Consider the following 21,024-nt stretch of genomic DNA (forward strand, 5'->3'; position numbering starts at 1 on the left):
AGTTTATTTTGTCGAATTAAAGCTGTTTAGCTGGAACCAAAATCGTTGGTCCGCTGTTTTCCAGTTGGTTCGGATAATCAAGCGTGTAGTGCAAACCTCGACTCTCTTTACGCTGCATCGCACAACGAACCATCAGCTCTGCTACTTGTAAAAGGTTACGCAGTTCTAATAAGTTGTTCGATACACGGAAGTTGCTGTAGTACTCATGCGTTTCTTGTTGCAACAGTTGGATACGGCGCAAGGCGCGTTCTAAACGCTTGTCAGTTCGTACAATGCCCATGTAGTCCCACATAAACAGTCGAAGTTCGTGCCAGTTGTGCTGAATGATCACTTCTTCATCACTGTTGGTCACTTTACTTTCATCCCAACATGGCACCTGTGAAGGAAGCTCCACGTTAGTGTGATGTTTTAGAATATCTTTTGCCGCAGACCAAGCATAAACCACGCATTCGAGAAGTGAGTTTGATGCCATGCGGTTAGCACCATGCAGCCCGGTGTAGCTAACTTCACCAATCGCATACAAATTTTTCAGATCAGTGCAACCATTTCTATCCACCATGACACCGCCACAAGTGTAGTGCGCAGCAGGTACGATTGGGATTGGCTCTTTGGTCATATCAATGCCCAAGTCCATCAAGCGTGAGTAAATAGTTGGGAAGTGTTTCGTAATAAAGTCCGCAGGTTTGTGACTGATGTCGAGGTACATACAGTCGGCACCCAAACGCTTCATTTCGAAGTCGATAGCACGAGCCACGACGTCACGCGGAGCAAGCTCTTTACGCTCATCGAAATCTGGCATAAAGCGAGAACCATCTGGACGACGCAGGTAAGCACCTTCACCACGTAACGCTTCGGTCAACAAGAAGTTACGCGCCTCGGGGTGGTATAAACACGTCGGGTGGAACTGGTTAAACTCCATATTTGCCACACGACACCCTGCACGCCAAGCAATCGCAATACCATCACCAGACGACACATCTGGGTTAGAGGTGTATTGATAAACTTTTGAAGCGCCACCTGTAGCGAGAACCACAAATTTGGCCCGCACGGTTTCGACATGCTCTTCGTTGCGGTTCCAAATATAAGCACCGATAACTTTGTTTTTATCACCGCCAATTTTGTCTTCGGTGATTAAGTCCAGCGCATTGTGGCGTTCGAGAACATGAATATTTGGATGGTTGTGAGCGTTATCTTGCAGAGAGGTTTGCATCGCCATACCTGTTGCATCTGCCGCGTGAAGAATACGACGACGACTATGGCCACCCTCACGAGTTAAGTGATAACGAGGCTCATCGTCAGAGTCATCCTCTTCACGATCAAATGGGACACCACCGTCGATCAACCACTGTACGCACTCTTTTGAATGTTCAGCAATGAACCTCACGGTATCTTCGTCACAAATACCATCGCCGGCGATTTGCGTGTCTTCAACGTGTGAATCAATGGTGTCTGACTCATCAAATACAGCAGCAATACCACCCTGGGCATAATAGGTCGCCCCTTCGCTGCGTGGCCCTTTACTCAGCACCATCACTTTACAGTGGTTAGCAACGCGCAAAGCCAACGACAAACCAGCCGCGCCACTCCCTACCACTAACACATCACACTCATGTTCACGATTTGTGTTCATATAACTTTTATAATCCCAAGCTAAGGTAACAAAGTCACCTTGTGTATTATTTGCACACCATGTGCATTCCATTATCGCGACACCTGTCGCTAAGGGCTAAGTTGGGAGACCTATCGACATCCGTGTTACTGCGGTGACTGAGCCACTCTTCTTTTTCATGCAGAGCATGAGCATGCTTCCTAAGTTATATTTGTAACGCGGTGTTCAGATAGCCATTAGCCATGCAAATGAAAAGTAATAGTTTGTCAATGCCATTGCTTTTCCATGCTCGACCCAGCACAATCTGGGACAGAGATCATTCATTATACCCATTTCCCCTCAAGATGCTCGCTTGTCAAACTTAGACTAAAGTCAGGCAAAGGTGGTCATTTGGGTATAGACATCACACTGTGAAAAAACAATGACAAAAAACTTGAGAAACCATGGAACTTTCTCATTCACGTTAGGGTCACAATAGTGCTCAAGTAAGCAGTGGTGTCAATACTACGTTTTGCATAATTAGTACCCATATCTGAGAAGAGTAGGGGCATAACAAATAGGAGTATCCGCTCGAATGAACGAGCAGCTGACCGATCAAGTATTGATTGAGCGAGTTCAGAATGGCGATAAGCAAGCATTCAACCTGTTGGTAACAAAGTACCAGAATAAGGTATGTAATCTTATTTCCAGATACGTTAGTAATCCTGGCGATGTACCAGATGTAGCACAAGAAGCGTTTATTAAAGCTTACCGAGCTATTCCCAGCTTTCGTGGGGAGAGTGCGTTTTATACGTGGCTGTATCGCATTGCAGTGAATACTGCGAAAAATCACATTGTTGCTCAAGGGCGTAGACCTCCAGCGACAGATGTCGATGCTGAAGATGCTGAATTTTACGAAACAGGTAGTGCACTTAAAGAAATATCGAACCCTGAGAACTTAACGTTGTCCAAAGAATTGCAACGGGTGGTGTTCAGTGCAATCGAAGCTTTACCTGAAGATTTAAAAACCGCAATGACATTACGAGAGCTCGATGGCTTGAGTTATGAAGAAATTGCAGAAGTGATGGATTGCCCGGTAGGAACGGTACGATCGCGTATCTTCCGTGCTCGTGAGGCGGTGGAAAAGAAAATCAGACCTCTTTTGCAACGCTAGTACAAGTAATAACTATGGTGAAAATAATGGCTGACAAAGAAAAACTTTCAGCTCTCATGGATGGAGAATTGGTCGATAAGGCTTTAATTCAAGAGTTAGAGCAAGACCAAGAGAGCCGTGATGCTTGGCAGAACTATCACCTGATTGGTGATGTGATGCGAGGCGAAGCGCCAGCAAAACCTGAGTGGAATATTGCTGAAAGCGTGGCGTTAGCGTTAGAAGATGAACCTGCACATCGTGCGTTTGATTCGCACGGTGCAAATGTTATCTCAATTGCTGATACGCCAAAAGAGTCGCAACCAGAACCGCAAAAAGCAAAACGTCAGTTGCCAGGTTGGTTGACACAGTTTGGTCAAGTTGCTGTTGCTGCATGTGTATCGCTTGTCGTTATTTTAGGTGTACAGCAGTACGGTGGTAGCGATTCAATGTCGCCGCAAACAGACCAATTGCCTGTGTTGCAGACAGTTCCGTTTGCTGGCAGCGCAGAGCCTGTGAGTTTAACTCGTGAGTCTGTTGAGCGTTCTGTAGGTGAAGCAAATATGCAAGAGCAACGTAAGCGTGTTCATGCTATGCTGCGAGACTACGAATTGCAGTTACGAATTAACAGTGATGCATCTCAACAAGATGCAAATCTGAATCCGGATATTGAATGAAAAAATTTCTGATCAGCGCTTGCGCTCTGTTCAGTATGATGTCTTCTCAAGCCTTTGCTGGTGATAAGCCAGCGGAGGCTTTATTGCATCAAATGAGCGAGGCGAGTAAGAATTTAAGTTACGAACTCTCTTATATCCTTATCAAAAAGAACAGCATTGAGCCGTTGCTGTATCGTCATGCGACGCATGGTGACGATCAATATGCTCATCTTGTCTATTTAAGTGGCCCTGTACGCGAAGTGATTCGTCGCGGCACAGAAGTAAGCTATATCGAAACGGGTTTAGAACCATTCACCATCGAGTCAGGTAAAATGGTCGCTCCGACCATGCCTATGCTCAATACCAATATCGATGAGCTAAACTTGTATTACGACTATGTAAAAGTGGGTAGAGCTCGTGAAGCAGGTGTAGCAACACAAGTGCTGCGTGTCGTCCCTAAAGACGGTCTGCGCTATTCATACGTACTATGGATCGATGAAAAGAGTAAATTGCCGTTACGTGCCGACCTTGTGGACCGTGATGGTGAGATGCTTGAACAATATCGCACTATTTCTTACACAGTGAATCCAAAAATCGCAGAGTTAATGAGTGGCCTACAAGATGTTCAATTACCAGCTGTTCTCACCATGCCAAAAGGCGATATTGGAACCAGCAATTGGCAGGTAGGTTGGATCCCTGAAGGTTTCGAACCGAACGAGCTGAACCGCTACCGCATGGCTGTTACCAATCAAATGGTGGAGAGTCAGCTGTATTCTGATGGTCTGTTTAGCTTCTCTGTTTACGTAGCAAACAAAGATGAGCATTCGTTAAAAGGTCAGTTGGTTCGCCAAGGCCGAAGAACGCTGCATAGTTTTGTGAGCGGTCAACATGAAATCTCCGTAGTTGGAGACATTCCGCCGACCACAGCACAACGTATCGCCCAATCTGTCACATTTAATGTAACAAAGAGTAAACAACAATGATGACCGCGTTGGCTACTGTGACAGACGTACATCGTCGCGGTAAACAATACGAAATTGATTTAAGCTGCGAACAGCAGACCAGTTGCAGTAGTTGCTCTTCACAGAAAAGCTGTGGAACGGGCGTTGTGACTAAAGCCATTGGTAACAAGAGTTTATCTTGGCACCTGCGCACGGATAAATCAGTGAAGATAGGTCAAGTCGTTGAGATAGGCTTTCCTGAGTCGAGCCTGATAAAATCAGCAATGGCGGTTTATTTACTGCCGTTGTTTGGTTTGATTATCGGTGCGATGTTTGGTCACTTCCTATTAGCGCCGCTGACCGCGGGCGGGGAAGGTATCATCATATTGGCATCAGTATTATTTGCAGCTGGTGGAATGTGGATCGCAAAACGTGTTTCTCGTCCGTTAGAGGATGAATCCAAGCGCCAAGTTACCCTTGTTAGGGTACTTGGGGAGCCAATCCAGTAAGCGCTGTCCCCCTCCACTTAAGGTTATTTGGGTATGTACTTTAAATTACGTGCGCCCGTTAACGAAATTCGGTAGAATCTGCCAACTTGATTGAAATGCCGTCAGTAGATGGCGTTTCTTACTGTCCCTATTTGTAAAGAGTTAGTCACCCTAAATCTATGAAGCACATTCGTAACTTTTCGATTATCGCCCACATCGACCATGGTAAGTCGACCCTATCAGACCGTCTAATCCAAGTTTGTGGCGGGTTAACCGATCGTGAAATGGCCGCACAGGTTCTGGATTCTATGGATCTTGAACGTGAGCGTGGTATCACCATTAAATCTCAGAGTGTGACGCTAAACTACACCGCTAAAGACGGTGAAACGTATCAGCTGAACTTCATCGATACTCCGGGGCACGTTGACTTTGCATATGAAGTATCACGTTCTCTAGCGGCTTGTGAAGGTGCGTTATTGGTTGTAGATGCGGGTCAAGGTGTTGAGGCTCAAACACTGGCTAACTGTTACACCGCGATTGAGATGGATCTAGAGGTTGTGCCAATCTTGAACAAGATTGACCTACCAGCAGCCGATCCTGAGCGCGTGGCAGAAGAAATTGAAGAAATCGTTGGTATCGATGCAATGGAAGCAACCCGCTGTTCTGCGAAGACAGGCATCGGTGTTGATGACGTTCTAGAGAACATCGTATCAGCGATTCCAGCACCGGAAGGTGACCCAGATGCGCCATTACAAGCGCTGATCATTGACTCATGGTTTGATAACTATCTTGGCGTTGTTTCTCTAGTACGTATTAAAAACGGCGAACTGAAGAAGAACGACAAGATCAAAGTGATGAGCACGGGTCAAGTTTGGGGTGTAGACCGTCTTGGTATTTTTACGCCAAAACAAGTAGATACCGATATCCTTCGTACTGGTGAAGTAGGTTGGGTGGTTTGTGGTATTAAAGACATCCTTGGTGCACCAGTTGGTGATACGCTGACTATGGCTAAGAATGGCTGTGAAAAACCGCTACCAGGCTTTAAGAAAGTAAAACCTCAGGTTTACGCAGGTCTGTTCCCGGTATCTTCTGACGATTACGAGAACTTCCGTGATGCGCTGGGCAAATTAAGCCTAAACGACGCATCGCTATTCTACGAGCCAGAAAACTCAGCGGCACTTGGCTTTGGTTTCCGTTGTGGTTTCCTTGGCATGCTGCACATGGAAATTATCCAAGAGCGTCTAGAGCGTGAATACGACTTAGATCTTATCACCACGGCACCAACGGTAGTTTACGAAGTTGAAAAGACTGATGGTGAACTGCTGTACGTTGATAGCCCTGCCAAACTACCAGCGATCAATGATATTGAAGAAATTCGTGAACCGATCGCTCGTTGTAATATCCTGGTACCTTCAGAGTACCTAGGTAACGTGATCACGCTGTGTGTTGAAAAGCGTGGTACTCAGGTCGATATGGTTTACCACGGTAACCAGGTTGCCGTGACTTACGATATTCCAATGGCAGAAGTGGTACTGGATTTCTTCGACCGTCTGAAATCGACATCTCGTGGTTATGCGTCTTTGGATTACAACTTCCAGCGTTTTGAAGCTTCGAATATGGTACGTGTAGACGTTCTTCTGAACGGTGACACCGTTGATGCATTGGCGATGATCACACACAAAGACCAGTCTCAGACTCGCGGTCGTCAGCTGGTAGAGAAGATGAAAGAATTTATCCCTCGCCAAATGTTTGATATCGCAATCCAAGCAGCGATTGGTAACCACATTATCGCACGTTCAACTGTAAAACAGCTGCGTAAGAACGTAATCGCGAAATGTTACGGCGGTGACGTAAGTCGTAAGAAGAAACTTCTGAAGAAACAGAAAGAAGGTAAGAAGCGCATGAAGCAGATCGGTAACGTTGAGCTGCCTCAAGAAGCGTTCCTAGCCATCCTTCACGTAGGTAAAGACTAAAGTTGAACTTTGTCTCACACTTGTCGGTCTTAAGACGTTAGATATTAAAATAAGTGAAAGGGTTTCGGCTCTTTCACTTTCGTATTTTTAGATAAGGGAATTTAATGGCGAATACATTCTCACTGATGCTGGTTATTGCGACTTTGGTAACTGGCGTGGTTTGGCTATTGGAAAAGCTGGTTTTCGCGAAAAAGCGTCAGGAAAAACTGGCGGAGATTCAAGCTCAGACGTCTAATGGTTTGGATGCAGTGACCTTGCAAAAAGTTGAGCGTCAGCCTTGGTGGGTTGAAAATAGCGTCTCAATTTTTCCTGTGATTGCGTTCGTTTTAGTATTACGTTCTTTTATCTACGAACCATTTCAAATCCCATCAGGCTCAATGATGCCGACTTTGTTGGTGGGTGACTTTATCTTGGTAGAAAAATACGCCTATGGCTTGAAAGATCCGGTATGGCGCACGCAGTTAGTTGAAACAGGTAAACCTGAGCGTGGTGATATCGTGGTATTCAAATACCCGCCACAACCAAGTGTGGATTACATTAAGCGTGTTGTTGGTTTGCCTGGTGATATCGTGCGTTATTCAAGTGATAAGCAGCTTTGCGTGCAAAGCCAAGGTGAATCGGCGTGTAAACCAGTTAAACTGAGCAATGTTGAAGAAAGTCAGTTTAGCTCGAACGGTATTCCAATGATCCAACTGGATGAAAAATTGGGTAACGTGGAGCACAATGTTTTGGTTAACCCTCTTGTTCGTAACCGTGTGGAGCAATACTTCCCACGTAGCGGCACGACAGAGTGGGTTGTACCACAAGGTCAGTACTTTGTGATGGGTGATAACCGTGACAACAGTGCTGACAGCCGTTACTGGGGCTTCGTTCCTGAAGCAAACTTAGTCGGCAAAGCTGTCGCCATTTGGATCAGCTTCGAGTTTGATCGTGGCGCAGATAGCGTTCTACCTTCATGGATTCCAACTGGTGTGCGTTTTAACCGCATCGGTGGTATTCACTAACCATTTTATATCGAGAGAGTATGAATTCTCCAATTGATAAACTAGAGAGAAAGCTCGGCTACCAGTTTCAAGATGCCGGGCTTATCAACTTGGCGCTGACTCACCGCAGCGCCAACAGTAAGCATAATGAACGTCTTGAGTTTCTGGGCGATTCAATTTTAAGTTTTGTCATCGCTGATGATCTGTACCATCGTTTCCCGAAAGTGAACGAGGGTGACATGAGCCGTATGCGTGCTACTTTGGTTCGTGGACATACATTGGCGGAACTGGGTCGTGAATTCGATCTAGGAGATTATTTAAAATTAGGTCCAGGTGAATTGAAGAGTGGCGGTTTCCGCCGAGACTCTATTTTAGCCGATGCGGTTGAAGCCATTATTGGCGCAATTTACCTAGACAGCGATCTTGAAGTCGTGCGAGGCATTGTACTGAGTTGGTACAACTCACGCCTTGAAGCCATTAAACCTGGCGTCTCACAAAAAGATCCGAAAACTCGCCTACAAGAGTTCCTACAAGGCAGAAGAAAACCGCTGCCTGTGTACACAGTGACTAATATTAAAGGTGAAGCGCACAACCAAGAGTTTACGGTTGAGTGTGAAGTAGCAGGTGTGGACAAGCCTGTAATCGGGAAAGGCACCAGCCGCCGCAAGGCAGAACAAGCGGCCGCTGAAACAGCACTTGAGCAATTAACAAATGGCTGATAACGAATTCGATATCGATGCGTTTTTCGCATCACAAGGTGAGCCAAGCTCGCCAGAAAACCAGCACTGTGGCTTTATTGCTATTGTTGGTCGCCCAAACGTAGGTAAGTCGACACTTCTGAACAAAATCTTGGGTCAGAAGATTTCGATCACCTCACGTAAGCCACAAACAACACGCCACCGCATTATGGGCGTGGACACGGACGGCGATTACCAAGCGATTTACGTTGACACGCCAGGACTTCACATTGAAGAAAAGCGTGCGATTAACCGCCTGATGAACCGTGCGGCTAACTCATCTCTAAGTGATGTAAACCTAGTGTTCTTCTTAGTCGATGGTACGCATTGGACCAAAGACGATGAGATGGTGCTAACTAAGCTTCAAAAATCGAACTTCCCAGTTGTGCTTTGTGTCAATAAAGTCGACAACGTGCAAGATCGTAACGAAGTGATGCTACACATGGCTGAGATGTCTAAGAAGATGGACTTCGTGGACGTTGTGCCTATCTCTGCGAAGCAAGGGAAGAACATTGATGTACTGCGTAAGCACGTGCGTAATCACTTACCTAAAGCAACGCACCACTTCCCAGAAGAATACGTGACTGATCGCTCCCAGCGCTTTATGGCATCTGAAATTGTGCGTGAAAAGTTAATGCGTTTCACGGGTGAAGAATTGCCATACTCGGTAACGGTCGAGATTGAACGTTTTGATTACAACCCAGAAACCGACGGTTTCCACATCAATGCCTTGATTCTTGTTGAGCGTAATGGCCAGAAGAAAATGGTGATTGGTAAAGGTGGCGAGAAGATCAAAACCATTGGTCGTGAAGCGCGTTTAGATATGGAAGAGTTGTTCGGTCGTAAGGTTTACCTAGAAACATGGGTAAAAGTGAAATCTGGCTGGGCTGACGATGAACGAGCACTGCGCTCGTTGGGCTATATCGACGATTTATAATCTTGGCTGCGAAGATGCTTCGCTCCAACATCGATGAAAAATTAGTATCGATTAAAATAAGGAGCCGCTCGGCTCCTTATTTTTTATTTCACACTTTTTAGGCACAATGACTTAGATGAGTAATCTGTCTTCCGAAGGTTTACAGCGCTGCTTTGTTTTACATCGCCGCCCTTACAGTGAATCGAGCTTAATCCTTGATGTATTCAGTGAGGAATATGGTCGAATGACTTTAATGGCCAAAGGCGCGCGCAGTAAGCGTTCGAACTTAAAAGGCGCATTGCAACCTTTTACTCCGCTGTTACTTAAATGGTCGGGGAAAGGTTCGATGAAGACTTTGCGTCAAGCCGAGCCGATAAGCCTAGGCTTACCGCTAACGGGCATTAATCTCTACTCAGCCATGTACGTCAATGAACTGATTGGCCGTATCTTGATGGCTGAAGTGCCAATGCCAGCGCTATTTCATGATTATTTGCATGCGTTAACAGAGTTGGCACACAACGAGAACCCTGAGCCAGCACTGCGTCGTTTTGAGTTAGCATTGCTCTCTTCTATGGGGTATGGCGTGGATTTCTTGCACTGTGCAGGTACTGGCGAGCCCGTCGACCCAGAGATGACGTATCGTTACCGGGAACAAAAAGGCTTCATAGCTTCGGTTAGGCGCGATAACCTCACGTTTTTAGGGAATGAACTGATTGCTATCAGTGAGCGGCGGTTCGTCACTAAAGAGCAGCTAAAAGCGGCAAAACGCTTTACACGTATAGCCTTAAAGCCGTATCTTGGCGGCAAACCTTTAAAAAGTCGTGAATTTTTCATTCAGACCCCCAGAGCACGGAGTAACGGAAAATGAGCTCAATTTATTTAGGCGTCAATATCGACCATATTGCCACTCTACGTAATGCACGTGGTACAAAATACCCTGATCCTGTTCACGCTGCAGAAATTGCTGAGCGTGCAGGCGCGGATGGTATCACAATTCACTTACGTGAAGACCGTCGCCATATTTTGGACCGTGATGTACGTATTCTGCGTGAAACCATTCAAACGCGTATGAATCTAGAGATGGCTGTGACGGACGAAATGGTTGAGATTGCGCTGCAAACTAAACCAGAGTTTGTGTGCTTAGTGCCTGAAAAACGTGAAGAACTGACGACGGAAGGTGGCTTGGACGTTGTGGGGCAGCTTGAAAAAATTAAAGCTGCGACGAAAAAGCTGACAGATGCAGGCATTAAAGTTTCACTCTTTATTGATGCTGATCGTCAACAGATTGAAGCGGCGAAAAAGTGTGGTGCTCCGTTTATTGAGCTACACACTGGTCATTATGCTGATGCGACGACAGAAGACGAACAGCAAGCAGAACTGAAGAAGATTGCCGCTGGTGCGAGTTATGCTCATGACCTAGGTATTATTGTTAATGCCGGGCATGGCCTGACTTATCACAATGTCGCGCCAATTGCTGCATTACCAGAAATTTACGAACTCAACATTGGTCACTCAATCATTGGTCGCGCGGTATTTGATGGTTTGAATAAAGCGGTTGCGGACATGAAAGCACTGATGATTGAGGCACGCCAGTCATAGGGTTATCTAGATGGCGATTATAGGGTTAGGGACCGACATTGCAGAAATTGAGCGTATTGAAAAAGCGTTAGCTCGTAGTGGTGAGTCTTTTGCTCAGCGTATTCTTTCAGAAGAAGAAATGGCTAAATTTTCACAGCTTAAGCTGCAAGGCCGTTATCTTGCTAAGCGCTTTGCGGTCAAAGAAGCGGCCTCAAAAGCATTGGGGACAGGGATCGCGAAAGGGGTCACGTTTCACGATTTTTCCATCTCGAACGATGCGCTTGGAAAACCAGTGCTCGCATTGACGGGCACAGCAAAGCAAATAGCGGATGCGATGGGCGTTAACCACATTCACCTGTCCATTTCCGATGAGCGTCATTACGCTGTGGCGACGGTCATTTTTGAATCCTAGCTTGTAAGTCTTAAACAAAATACTAAAAAGCCAGAGCAGATGCTCTGGCTTTCTTGTCTCTCGAGCAGATTACTGTTCAAGGTATAATTTTGCAGTCGTTGTGACTTTAATCATTTCATCTTGCAGCTCGAACATTTCAGGCTCAACCTCCTCAAGACTGATCCCTGAGCGCAGTGCTTGCTCAAGCGTCGCACAGAGTGATTTCAGCCTAGGCACTCCGCAATATGAGCTACTGCCGTGCAGCTTATGGATGACATGAATTAGGTCATCACGGGAGATATCTTCTTGCTCCAGAGCTTGGTCAACGACTGCTTCTACTTCAGGGATAAACTCAACCAACATGCGCAGCATGTCTTTGGCTAGATCTTCTTTATTCGCGCTCTGTTTTAAGGCAGCTTGCCAATCAATAATCACATCCTGCTGAGGCGAAGAAACGGATTGTGGCGCGCTCCCTTCAGGCTCATCAACGTATGAAGGGGCGACTTTGCCAATGCTCTCTGTACAAGCATTTGGGTTCCAGTGAACCAAAACCTGTTGTAGCACATGCTCTTCAATAGGTTTGGTCAAGTAGTCATCCATTCCTGCCGAGAGCAAGCGATCTCTTTCACCCGCCATGGCATGCGCAGTTACCGCAATCACTGGCGTGTCTTTATTTAACTCCAACTCTTTAATGTGCTGACAAGCGGTCACACCATCCATTTGTGGCATTTGGATATCCATGAAGATTAAGTCGTACTTTTTCTCCGTCGCAAGGTTCACCGCTTGCTGGCCATTGCTACAGGCGGTGACGGTTTCTACTCGTTCGCGAAGCAGAGCGGAAATCAGCTTCAAGTTCGCTGGGTTATCATCCACCGCTAACACCGTCAGAGGTAAACGCTCCCCTTCGCTTGGCGTAATTGGAGCACTCAATGTTGGTGGTGATTCGACATGTTCGCTAATCAGGCTTTGTAGCAGTTTACGGCGAGACAATGGCTTCGTCAGGCATTGGACGTGATGCTCTGTCATAATTTGGTCGGCAAGTGCCAGTTCGGTACTCGGCGTCCCTAGGATCACACTCGGAGCCATGCGTTTCGCTTGTTCTATCCAAGGTGTAATGACGTCTACATCATGCGTTTGATTCGCCGCTAAATTCAGTAATACATAGTCATATTGTTCTTCGTTTTTCGGTAGCGAAGAGCGGTAGGTTACTAAGATACCTTCTTGACTTAGAATCTGTTGGGTTACGGATGCGGCTTGCATGTTTGGTTCAATCAACAGCAACTGTTTGCCCGTTAGAAGCTCCACTTCAATCAGTTCGCTCATTGGCATTTCGGTTGAGTGCAAGCGCACCGTAAACCAGAACGTCGAACCTTGGTGTAAGCGACTGGTTAAGCTGATCTCGCCACCCATCTGGCTTACCAATTTCTGCGTGATAACCAAACCTAACCCAGTGCCGCCGTAGCGACGTGAAATGCTGGCATCCGCTTGGCTAAATGCTTGGAATAATTGCGCTTGCTGACGTTCAGAAATACCAATGCCGGTATCGCGCACCATGAACTGCAACTCGACGGAGTCCCCAGATTGAGAGCGCATTTCAACACTAACATCAATGTTGCCTCGCTCGGTAAACTTGATTGAGTTACCGACTAAGTTCGTCAAAATTTGCTGGATACGTAGTGGGTCCCCAACTAAACCCGGTGGAATTTTAGGGTCCACTTTTAGGGTGATTTCTAACCCTTTCTCATGTGCACTCGTGGCTTGTAGGTTAATAACTTCTTCTAAACTTTCTCGGAAATCAAACGGAATGTTTTCCAGCGCTAGCTTACCCGCCTCAAGTTTCGAGAAGTCGAGAATGTCATTGATGATGTTCAGTAGATTGTTCGCCGACTTCTCAATCGTCTGTAGGTAATCAGTTTGGCTGTTAGAAAGCTGCGTTTTAAGCATTTGACGAGTAAAGCCAATAACCCCATTGAGCGGAGTACGCAGTTCGTGCGACATGTTCGCCAAGAACTCAGATTTAACCCTGGCCGCTTCTTGCGCGCGTTTCTTCGCGATATCTAACTCAACGTTCTGAATCTCTAGCTGCTCAAGCGTTTCACGCAAGTCTGATGTGGCTTGGTCTATACTGTGCTGCATCTCCACGTGATATTCCGATAGCGATACCGCCATGGCGTTAATACCGTTTTTCAGTTGGTCTAACTCACCGTGCATTTTACCTTCGATACGCACGTCTAAGTGACCACGGCGAATGCGGTCAACGACATTCTTCATGTGGGTGATAGGCTGGGTAACATCGTGCATCAGACGTGAAGCAAACACACTTGCCAAGCCAAGACCGAGTATAAGAACTAAAAAAGCAGAGAAAACTTCTTGATACTGTTGCAGCCTTAAAGAGGAGAGATCTAACTCAACGGCAATATAACCAATTGCTTTGGTTCCTTGGCTTTCGTTCGACAGCTCAGCTAAATAGTGACCCTCGGACAAAATAGGTACGCGCAATATCAGTGAGTTTTCGTAGATTTCCGAATTGCCCAGTTGCGGGATCGGTTTATTTTTGGGGAACATCAAGGCTTCGAAATTAGGGTGAAAGTTAGATGTCACGAAGAGCTCATGATGTTCATCAAACACCGCGATACTACGAACCAGTTTAGAGTTTTTGCGATGGGCGTAGCTTATCAAGCGACGTACCGCCTCTCGGCTTTCTGATAGTAGATGAGTTTCACTGGCAATTGCTAACGGCTCAATGATGCTGTTACCAGTGGTGATAACTTGTTTCTCAAGGTCTTGGTAGCGATTAAATGAGAAAAAACCGCTCAGTAATAAACCAATGATGAGAGTGGGAGCGAGAGTCAGTGTAATTACACGTGCTCGTAAGCCATATCTGGTCATGTTATCTAATTACATCGGAGTCTGGATATGGGAAAATAACGCATTATTTCTCAAGCGCACGATAAGGCGTTGAGCAAAGAAGTGACGTCACCTAATAAACGGTAAGCATAATCAAGTCACTCGAATCACACAACGGCTGCAATCAAGAATAGTGAAGCCGAAGAGCAATTAGACATAAATCAGGCATAGAGCATGGCACGCATCTTTCAACCGAAAAAGAAAACCCAACTCAATACTCGTCATCAAGCGGTGCAAGTGGAGCGTTTAGATCACCACGGCGCAGGTATTGCTTACCTAAAGAAAAAACCGCTGTTTATTGATGGCGCATTGCCGGGAGAAGAAGTCGTCACACAATTAGTGGAAGAAAAAAGTAAATTTGCTCGCGGTAAACTGATTAAGATTCTCAAGCCGAGTGACACTCGCGTGGAGCCATTTTGTCCGCATTACCACGAGTGTGGCGGCTGTGATTTGCAACATCTAGATTATGACCAACAATTGACGTACAAACAGCAAACACTGCGTCAGCTGATGCGAAAATTTTCAGGCAATGATATCGAGCTTGATGCGCCATTATTAGGGGATTCACTGGCCTATCGTCGTCGTGCGCGAGTGAGCTTATTTGTCGATAAAAAAACACGTCAGCTACATTTTGGTTTCCGTAAAAAGCAGAGTAAGCAAATCGCGCAAGTGACTGACTGCCCAGTGCTGGCGCCGGAACTGAACGTTCTGCTTCCAGAGATTTATTCAGCACTAAAAGCGTTTAAAAAGCCGGAGCAATTGGGCCATGTAGAGCTGGTACTTGGTGATAATGGGCCGTGTATTACGTTGCGTCACTTGAGTGCTCTGACAGCGAGTGAAACTCAATCTCTAATGGAGCTGGCAAAACGTCGTAATGCATCGCTGTACTTAATGCCAGCAACAGATCAGCTAAACCTTGTTGAAGGTGATATGCCTTTTTATCAAGAGGTTGGCGTGAAAATTCCTTTTGCGCCAAATAATTTCATTCAAGTGAACCAAGCCGTAAACAAAAAAATGGTCAAGCAAGCGGTTGAGTGGTTAGACCCGCAAAAGAGTGACCGAGTGTTAGATTTGTTCTGCGGCGTAGGCAACTTCAGTTTACCGATTGCGAAGTTAGCTAAGCACGTAGTTGGGGTCGAGGGTGTTGCAGAGATGGTCGAAAAAGCTACAAATAATGCATCCTTGAACCAAATCAATAATGCGCAATTTTATCACGCTAACCTTGAGCAAGATTTTGAAGGGCAGGTCTGGGCGGCAGAACAGTTTGATAAAGTGCTGTTAGACCCAGCACGCGCGGGGGCAAGTGGGATCATCGATCAAGTTTCTGAGCTTGGCGCACAGCGTGTAGTTTATGTTTCTTGTAATCCTGCTACCCTTGCTAGGGACAGCCAAAGCTTGATGGAGCAAGGCTATAAATTAACTAAATTAGGTATGCTGGACATGTTCCCTCATACCAGTCATCTAGAATCGATGGCATTGTTTGAAAAGTCCTAACTTTAGGACTTTGGCCCCTTATTTGTGGTGGGTGGTCATAAAGCCAGCGTTTACGCGCAGGTAAAAGAACTAACCTGGACGGTGTTAGTCAAACCACACGAATATAATAATTAGGATGATGAGATGGTTGCGGTAAGAAGCGCGCATTTAAACCAAGATGAACAGTTTGAACTCGAAAACTGGGTGGCTAGCCTGGGACAAGAGAAAAACACAGCCTCACGCTTAATCGAAGTATATCGAGATTGCCAGACGGTATTAGCCGATAACGAGCAAGCGGAACTGTTGTTGTGGCGTGGACGAGAAATGATCGAAATTTTGATCACCTTGTCTATGGATCAGGCCACCTTAGTGGCTGCTCAACTGTTTCCTTTGGTTTCAAGTGGTGCTTTTAACAGAGAAATTCTGGAAGAGAAATACAGCAAAGAAATCATAAAATTAATCGACGGCGTTGAAGAAATGGCGGCTATTGGCCAACTCAACGTCAACATGGAAGGCAGTGCAGCGTCATCTCAGGTAGATAACGTACGCCGCATGCTGCTTGCCATGGTGGATGACTTCCGCTGCGTAGTTATCAAGCTCGCGGAACGAATTTGTAACCTTATTGAAGTTAAAAAAGCGCCTGATGAAGTTCGACGTGCGGCGGCAAAAGAGTGTGCCAACATCTATGCGCCGCTAGCAAACCGATTAGGCATCGGTCAGCTGAAATGGGAAATTGAAGATTACGCTTTCCGCTACCAACAGCCGGAAACTTACAAACAAATTGCCAAGCAGCTTTCTGAGCGACGCATCGTTCGTGAACAGTACATCAAAGACTTTGTTGAAGACCTCACGCACGAAATGGAAGTGTCAGGTATTAACGCCGAAGTGAGTGGTCGACCTAAGCACATCTACAGCATTTGGCGAAAAATGCAGAAGAAGAGTTTGGCATTCGATGAGCTGTTTGATGTTCGAGCAGTACGTATCATCGCAGACAAACTGCAAGACTGTTACGCGGCTTTGGGTGTAGTTCACACCAAATACAAGCACCTACCGAGCGAGTTTGATGACTACGTTGCTAACCCTAAACCAAACGGTTATCAATCGATCCACACCGTAATTCTAGGGCCAGAAGGCAAAACCATCGAGATCCAGATTCGTACCAAGCAAATGCATGAAGAGTCGGAGCTGGGTGTTGCAGCGCACTGGAAATATAAAGAAGGGGCAAGCAGCCGAAGCGGTTATGATGAGAAGATTACGTGGCTGCGTAAGCTACTGGATTGGCAAGAAGAAATGTCAGATTCTGGCGAAATGCTTGATGAGCTACGTAGCCAAGTCTTTGATGACCGCGTCTATGCGTTTACGCCTCGTGGCGATGTTGTCGATTTACCTATGGGGGCAACGCCGCTAGATTTTGCCTACCATATTCACTCCGAAGTGGGACACCGTTGTATTGGCGCCAAAGTCGGAGGCCGCATAGTACCGTTTACTCATAAACTACATATGGGTGATCAGGTTGAGATTATCACTCAGAAAGAGCCTAACCCATCGCGAGACTGGTTAAACCCATCATTAGGCTTCGTTCATTCTGGCCGCGCGCGTGCCAAAATTAACGCCTGGTTCCGAAAGCAAAGCCGTGAGAAGAACCTCGAAGCGGGTCGTGAAATTCTTGAACATGAGTTAGCAAAAATTGGCGCAACGTTAAAAGATGCTGAGCATTACGCTCTGAAACGGTTTAACGTCAAAACACCAGATGAGCTTTACGTTGGTGTTGGTAGCGGTGATTTGCGTATCAACCAAATCATTAACCATATTAATGCGCTCGTTAACAAGCCAACGGCAGAAGAAGAAGACCAGCAAGCACTGGAAAAACTGCAAGAAGCAGAGCACAAATCACCAGCGCAAAGCCGACCGAAAAAAGACGCCGTCGTTGTAGAAGGTGTCGATAATCTAATGACGCACCTAGCGCGTTGCTGTCAGCCGATTCCAGGTGATGATATCTGTGGTTACATCACGCAAGGTCGCGGGATTTCAGTACACCGCAGTGACTGTGAGCAGTTAGAAGAACTGCGCCATCATGCGCCAGAGCGTATCATTGATACTGTCTGGGGCAGCGGCTTCGTCGGGTCATACATCCTCACCGTCCGTGTTGAAGCGATGGAGCGAGGTGGTCTACTCAAAGACATTACGACACTGTTCGCCAACGAAAAGATCAAAGTGACCAGTATGAAGAACCGAGTCGATTACAGACGTCAACTTGCCATCATGGACTTTGACCTAGAAGTCACCAATATTGAGGTGCTTTCTCGTGTTTCGAAGCGTGTTGAGCAGATTAAGGATGTGATGACGGTGAAACGCCTCGGCTAACTTTCACGTCGTACTTGTCACTTTTATTGCGTTAACTGCGTTTTCTTGCTCCATCACATAGGCGAGCTATGCTCAGGAGTCGCGAAAACTTGTTGCCTTGTCAAAGTAACAATTACTTAGTGAAAGCTGCTGAGAAAATATAATGTAGAAGGTGAGCGGTTTTGGCTGCTCACCTTTTTCTTTAGTAGAAAGGTTTAAAGGAACAAAAAATGAGTCATCCAATTGAACAATTAGAACAAATCATGGCGAAGTTGCGTGACCCAGAAAACGGTTGCCCTTGGGACTTAAAACAAACCTTTGACACCATCGTTCCGCACACCATCGAAGAAACTTACGAAGTGGTGGACGCGATTCAAAATCGAGACTGGACCAATCTAAAAGAAGAGCTAGGGGATTTGTTGTTTCAGGTGATTTTTTACAGTCAGCTAGCGAAAGAGCAAGAGCTGTTCGACTTTTCGGATGTCGTCGAAACCGTGAATGAAAAACTGACTCGCCGTCATCCTCATGTTTTTTCAGATGTTGAGTTTGAATCGGACGAGGAAATCAACGCCAACTGGGAAGCCGAAAAAGCAAAAGAAAAAGCGCAGGTGGGCAAAGCGGAAGAAAGTATCCTAGACTCAATACCAAACTCTTTGCCAGCACTTTCTCGTGCTACAAAGATACAGAAAAAATGTGCGAAATATGGATTTGACTGGGACTCTCTTGGCCCGGTCGTCGATAAGGTGCGAGAAGAAATTGATGAAGTCATGGAAGAAGCACTACAAGTCCAGCCAGATGAAGAAAAAGTGGAGTTGGAGCTCGGCGATTTGCTATTTGCGACCGTCAATTTGGCACGCCATCTTGATAAAAATCCAGAAGTCGCACTAGGTAAAGCAAACTTAAAGTTTGCGAGACGTTTCAAGCAAGTTGAAGGAAAGGTCCAGCTGTCAGGCAAAGCGCTTACAGATTGTTTTTTATCAGAGCTCGATGATTTCTGGGATGAAGTAAAGCGAGAAGAGTCTAGATAGGGGAAATAGGCGGAATATACAATATGAGGCCAGTTTGCCTCTTAACACGAAAACGGACTTTGGTTTGTCTTTGCTCACTTTGATTTGAAGCAAAAAATAAAAAATTACGGTGTGATAGATTTCACGTTGTGGCGGTAAGGAGCTTCTGGTATATTTATCTCCCGTCCAGAAGCACTCCATTTCCCTCATTCAACCAATTTCAGGTTAAACATGACGACAAATTACATTTTTGTTACTGGCGGGGTTGTATCCTCTCTAGGTAAAGGTATTGCAGCAGCATCTCTTGCGGCTATTCTAGAAGCTCGTGGTCTTAAAGTGACTATGATGAAGCTTGACCCTTACATCAACGTTGACCCGGGCACAATGAGCCCTACTCAGCACGGTGAAGTGTTCGTTACAGAAGATGGCGCAGAGACTGACCTTGACCTTGGTCACTACGAGCGTTTCATCCGTACCAAGATGACCAAGCGTAACAACTTCACTGCAGGTCGTGTTTATGCCGACGTACTTCGTAAAGAACGTCGTGGTGACTACCTAGGCGCAACTATTCAAGTTATCCCTCACATCACTAACGCGATCAAAGACCGTGTAATTGCTGGCTCTGAAGGCCATGATGTGGCTATCGTTGAAGTTGGCGGTACCGTTGGTGATATCGAATCACTACCATTTATGGAAGCGATTCGTCAGCTAGCCGTTGAACTAGGCCGTGAGCGCGCAATGTTCATGCACCTAACACTTGTTCCTTACCTAGCGGCAGCGGGCGAAGTGAAAACTAAGCCAACTCAACACTCTGTAAAAGAACTTCTATCTATCGGTATTCAGCCAGATATCCTAGTTTGCCGTAGCGACCGCGTTATTCCAGCGAATGAACGTAAGAAAATCGCACTATTCTGTAATGTTCCAGAAAAAGCAGTAATTTCAATGAAGGACGTAGATTCTATCTACAAGATTCCTCAATTGATCAAGTCTCAAGGTCTAGATGATCTTGTGTGTGCTCGCTTTGGCATCACAGCTCCTGAAGCTGATCTTTCTGAGTGGGAACAGGTTATTTACGAAGAAGCAAATCCTACTGGTGAAGTAACCATCGGTATGGTTGGTAAATACACTGAATTGCCAGATGCATACAAGTCTGTGAACGAAGCGCTTAAACACGCTGGCTTGAAAAACCGTCTAAGTGTCACAATTAAGTATGTAGACTCACAAGATATCGAAACAAAAGGCGTTGAGCTGCTAGAAGGCTTAGACGCGATCCTAGTTCCAGGTGGCTTCGGCGATCGTGGTATTGAAGGCAAGATCCGTGCGGCTCAATATGCACGTGAAAACAATGTGCCTTACCTAGGTATTTGTTTGGGTATGCAAGTTGCACTAATTGAATACGCGCGTAACGTTGCGGGTATGGAAGGTGCACATTCAACAGAATTTAACAAAGAGACTAAGTACCCTGTGGTAGGTTTGATCACAGAGTGGGTAGACGAGTCAGGTAACGTAGAAGAGCGTACTGAAAAGTCTGACCTAGGTGGTACGATGCGTCTTGGTTCACAGCTATGTCACCTAGAGAAAGGTACGAAAGCTCGTGAACTTTACGGTAGCGCGACGATCCATGAACGTCACCGTCACCGTTACGAAGTGAATAATGTGCTTCGTCCGCAAATCGAAAAAGCAGGTCTGAAAGTTTCTGGCCTATCAGCGGACAAGAAGTTAGTGGAAATGATTGAGAACCCAGCTCACCCATGGTTTGTAGCGGCTCAGTTCCACCCAGAATTCACATCGACTCCTCGCGATGGCCACCCATTGTTTGCAGGTTTCGTTAAGGCTGCGGGCCAAAACGCACGCGGCGAATTCGAGAAGTAAAAGGATACGGGCGGCGGCGAA

The 21,024-nt window shown here is 46.1% G+C and carries 17 protein-coding genes; 15 read left to right on the forward strand and 2 right to left on the reverse strand.

Annotation, left to right across the window (positions count from 1 at the left end; genetic code table 11):
* Positions 1 to 16: 16 nt before the first annotated feature.
* The gene (gene nadB / locus ACZ5ZC_RS19830; protein WP_031780368.1) at positions 17 to 1,630 is read right to left on the reverse strand and encodes an L-aspartate oxidase; all 1,614 of its coding nucleotides are present in this window, start codon (positions 1,628 to 1,630) and stop codon (positions 17 to 19) included.
* A gap of 553 nt (positions 1,631 to 2,183) precedes the next feature.
* Here nadB and rpoE point away from each other — a divergent pair.
* From rpoE to acpS, 11 genes are all read left to right on the forward strand, one after another.
* Positions 2,184 to 2,762: an RNA polymerase sigma factor RpoE gene (gene rpoE / locus ACZ5ZC_RS19835; RefSeq protein WP_005380946.1), complete on the forward strand. Its 579-nt coding sequence runs from the start codon at positions 2,184 to 2,186 to the stop codon at positions 2,760 to 2,762.
* A gap of 26 nt (positions 2,763 to 2,788) precedes the next feature.
* Positions 2,789 to 3,415, forward strand: coding sequence for a sigma-E factor negative regulatory protein (locus tag ACZ5ZC_RS19840; RefSeq protein WP_046875100.1), 627 nt, complete (start codon positions 2,789 to 2,791; stop codon positions 3,413 to 3,415).
* On the forward strand, positions 3,412 to 4,377 hold the full coding sequence (gene rseB, locus ACZ5ZC_RS19845) for a sigma-E factor regulatory protein RseB (RefSeq protein WP_005393918.1): 966 nt from the start codon (positions 3,412 to 3,414) through the stop codon (positions 4,375 to 4,377). The genes ACZ5ZC_RS19840 and rseB overlap by 4 nt, the downstream gene beginning before the upstream one ends.
* Entirely contained in the window at positions 4,374 to 4,844 is a 471-nt protein-coding gene (locus ACZ5ZC_RS19850) for a SoxR reducing system RseC family protein (RefSeq protein WP_005384575.1), read from the forward strand. Before rseB ends, ACZ5ZC_RS19850 begins: the two co-directional genes overlap by 4 nt.
* A gap of 158 nt (positions 4,845 to 5,002) precedes the next feature.
* The gene (gene lepA / locus ACZ5ZC_RS19855; RefSeq protein ID WP_005393909.1) at positions 5,003 to 6,796 is read left to right on the forward strand and encodes a translation elongation factor 4; all 1,794 of its coding nucleotides are present in this window, start codon (positions 5,003 to 5,005) and stop codon (positions 6,794 to 6,796) included.
* A 104-nt stretch (positions 6,797 to 6,900) separates the two neighbouring features.
* On the forward strand, positions 6,901 to 7,800 hold the full coding sequence (lepB, locus tag ACZ5ZC_RS19860) for a signal peptidase I (RefSeq protein WP_104974801.1): 900 nt from the start codon (positions 6,901 to 6,903) through the stop codon (positions 7,798 to 7,800).
* Between the two features lie 20 nt (positions 7,801 to 7,820).
* A complete protein-coding gene (gene rnc, locus ACZ5ZC_RS19865) occupies positions 7,821 to 8,498 on the forward strand; it encodes a ribonuclease III (RefSeq protein ID WP_005393907.1) in 678 nt (225 codons plus the stop codon).
* Positions 8,491 to 9,453 carry a GTPase Era gene (era, locus tag ACZ5ZC_RS19870; RefSeq protein ID WP_006743309.1) on the forward strand — a complete coding sequence of 321 codons (963 nt, stop codon included), beginning with the start codon at positions 8,491 to 8,493 and terminating at the stop codon, positions 9,451 to 9,453. Before rnc ends, era begins: the two co-directional genes overlap by 8 nt.
* Positions 9,454 to 9,568: 115 nt before the next feature.
* Positions 9,569 to 10,300, forward strand: coding sequence for a DNA repair protein RecO (gene recO, locus ACZ5ZC_RS19875; protein WP_006743310.1), 732 nt, complete (start codon positions 9,569 to 9,571; stop codon positions 10,298 to 10,300).
* Positions 10,297 to 11,031, forward strand: a complete 735-nt coding sequence (gene pdxJ, locus ACZ5ZC_RS19880) for a pyridoxine 5'-phosphate synthase (RefSeq protein ID WP_005384579.1) — start codon at positions 10,297 to 10,299, stop codon at positions 11,029 to 11,031. Before recO ends, pdxJ begins: the two co-directional genes overlap by 4 nt.
* Positions 11,032 to 11,041: 10 nt before the next feature.
* Positions 11,042 to 11,422, forward strand: coding sequence for a holo-ACP synthase (gene acpS, locus ACZ5ZC_RS19885; protein ID WP_301610318.1), 381 nt, complete (start codon positions 11,042 to 11,044; stop codon positions 11,420 to 11,422).
* A 69-nt stretch (positions 11,423 to 11,491) separates the two neighbouring features.
* On the opposite strand, the gene barA is transcribed toward acpS, so the two are convergent.
* Positions 11,492 to 14,290 carry a two-component sensor histidine kinase BarA gene (gene barA / locus ACZ5ZC_RS19890; RefSeq protein WP_464932214.1) on the reverse strand — a complete coding sequence of 933 codons (2,799 nt, stop codon included), beginning with the start codon at positions 14,288 to 14,290 and terminating at the stop codon, positions 11,492 to 11,494.
* 192 nt (positions 14,291 to 14,482) lie between these two features.
* On the opposite strand from barA, the gene rlmD reads away from it, so the two are divergent.
* The 4 genes from rlmD to ACZ5ZC_RS19910 all read left to right on the forward strand — a co-directional run bounded on the left by rlmD (position 14,483) and on the right by ACZ5ZC_RS19910 (position 21,003).
* Positions 14,483 to 15,802 carry a 23S rRNA (uracil(1939)-C(5))-methyltransferase RlmD gene (gene rlmD / locus ACZ5ZC_RS19895; protein WP_464932215.1) on the forward strand — a complete coding sequence of 440 codons (1,320 nt, stop codon included), beginning with the start codon at positions 14,483 to 14,485 and terminating at the stop codon, positions 15,800 to 15,802.
* A 123-nt stretch (positions 15,803 to 15,925) separates the two neighbouring features.
* Positions 15,926 to 18,145, forward strand: coding sequence for a GTP diphosphokinase (gene relA / locus ACZ5ZC_RS19900; RefSeq protein ID WP_005393896.1), 2,220 nt, complete (start codon positions 15,926 to 15,928; stop codon positions 18,143 to 18,145).
* Positions 18,146 to 18,354: 209 nt separating this feature from the next.
* Entirely contained in the window at positions 18,355 to 19,152 is a 798-nt protein-coding gene (gene mazG / locus ACZ5ZC_RS19905) for a nucleoside triphosphate pyrophosphohydrolase (RefSeq protein WP_054868083.1), read from the forward strand.
* A gap of 210 nt (positions 19,153 to 19,362) precedes the next feature.
* On the forward strand, positions 19,363 to 21,003 hold the full coding sequence (locus tag ACZ5ZC_RS19910; protein ID WP_005393892.1) for a CTP synthase: 1,641 nt from the start codon (positions 19,363 to 19,365) through the stop codon (positions 21,001 to 21,003).
* The last annotated feature ends 21 nt before the right edge of the window (positions 21,004 to 21,024 follow it).

The sequence above is a fragment of the Vibrio sp. JCM 18905 genome, from assembly GCF_055393305.1.

What these genes read in the sequence shown, in the direction of transcription:
- lepA (WP_005393909.1), top strand. Translation starts at nt 5,003, where the DNA reads ATGAAGCACATTCGTAACTTTTCGATTATCGCCCACATCGACCATGGT.
- rnc (WP_005393907.1), top strand. Translation starts at nt 7,821, where the DNA reads ATGAATTCTCCAATTGATAAACTAGAGAGAAAGCTCGGCTACCAGTTT.
- acpS (WP_301610318.1), top strand. Translation starts at nt 11,042, where the DNA reads ATGGCGATTATAGGGTTAGGGACCGACATTGCAGAAATTGAGCGTATT.
- lepB (WP_104974801.1), top strand. Translation starts at nt 6,901, where the DNA reads ATGGCGAATACATTCTCACTGATGCTGGTTATTGCGACTTTGGTAACT.
- nadB (WP_031780368.1), bottom strand. Translation starts at nt 1,630, where the DNA reads ATGAACACAAATCGTGAACATGAGTGTGATGTGTTAGTGGTAGGGAGT.
- ACZ5ZC_RS19850 (WP_005384575.1), top strand. Translation starts at nt 4,374, where the DNA reads ATGATGACCGCGTTGGCTACTGTGACAGACGTACATCGTCGCGGTAAA.
- relA (WP_005393896.1), top strand. Translation starts at nt 15,926, where the DNA reads ATGGTTGCGGTAAGAAGCGCGCATTTAAACCAAGATGAACAGTTTGAA.
- rpoE (WP_005380946.1), top strand. Translation starts at nt 2,184, where the DNA reads ATGAACGAGCAGCTGACCGATCAAGTATTGATTGAGCGAGTTCAGAAT.
- recO (WP_006743310.1), top strand. Translation starts at nt 9,569, where the DNA reads ATGAGTAATCTGTCTTCCGAAGGTTTACAGCGCTGCTTTGTTTTACAT.
- pdxJ (WP_005384579.1), top strand. Translation starts at nt 10,297, where the DNA reads ATGAGCTCAATTTATTTAGGCGTCAATATCGACCATATTGCCACTCTA.
- ACZ5ZC_RS19840 (WP_046875100.1), top strand. Translation starts at nt 2,789, where the DNA reads ATGGCTGACAAAGAAAAACTTTCAGCTCTCATGGATGGAGAATTGGTC.
- barA (WP_464932214.1), bottom strand. Translation starts at nt 14,290, where the DNA reads ATGACCAGATATGGCTTACGAGCACGTGTAATTACACTGACTCTCGCT.
- ACZ5ZC_RS19910 (WP_005393892.1), top strand. Translation starts at nt 19,363, where the DNA reads ATGACGACAAATTACATTTTTGTTACTGGCGGGGTTGTATCCTCTCTA.
- rseB (WP_005393918.1), top strand. Translation starts at nt 3,412, where the DNA reads ATGAAAAAATTTCTGATCAGCGCTTGCGCTCTGTTCAGTATGATGTCT.
- era (WP_006743309.1), top strand. Translation starts at nt 8,491, where the DNA reads ATGGCTGATAACGAATTCGATATCGATGCGTTTTTCGCATCACAAGGT.
- rlmD (WP_464932215.1), top strand. Translation starts at nt 14,483, where the DNA reads ATGGCACGCATCTTTCAACCGAAAAAGAAAACCCAACTCAATACTCGT.
- mazG (WP_054868083.1), top strand. Translation starts at nt 18,355, where the DNA reads ATGAGTCATCCAATTGAACAATTAGAACAAATCATGGCGAAGTTGCGT.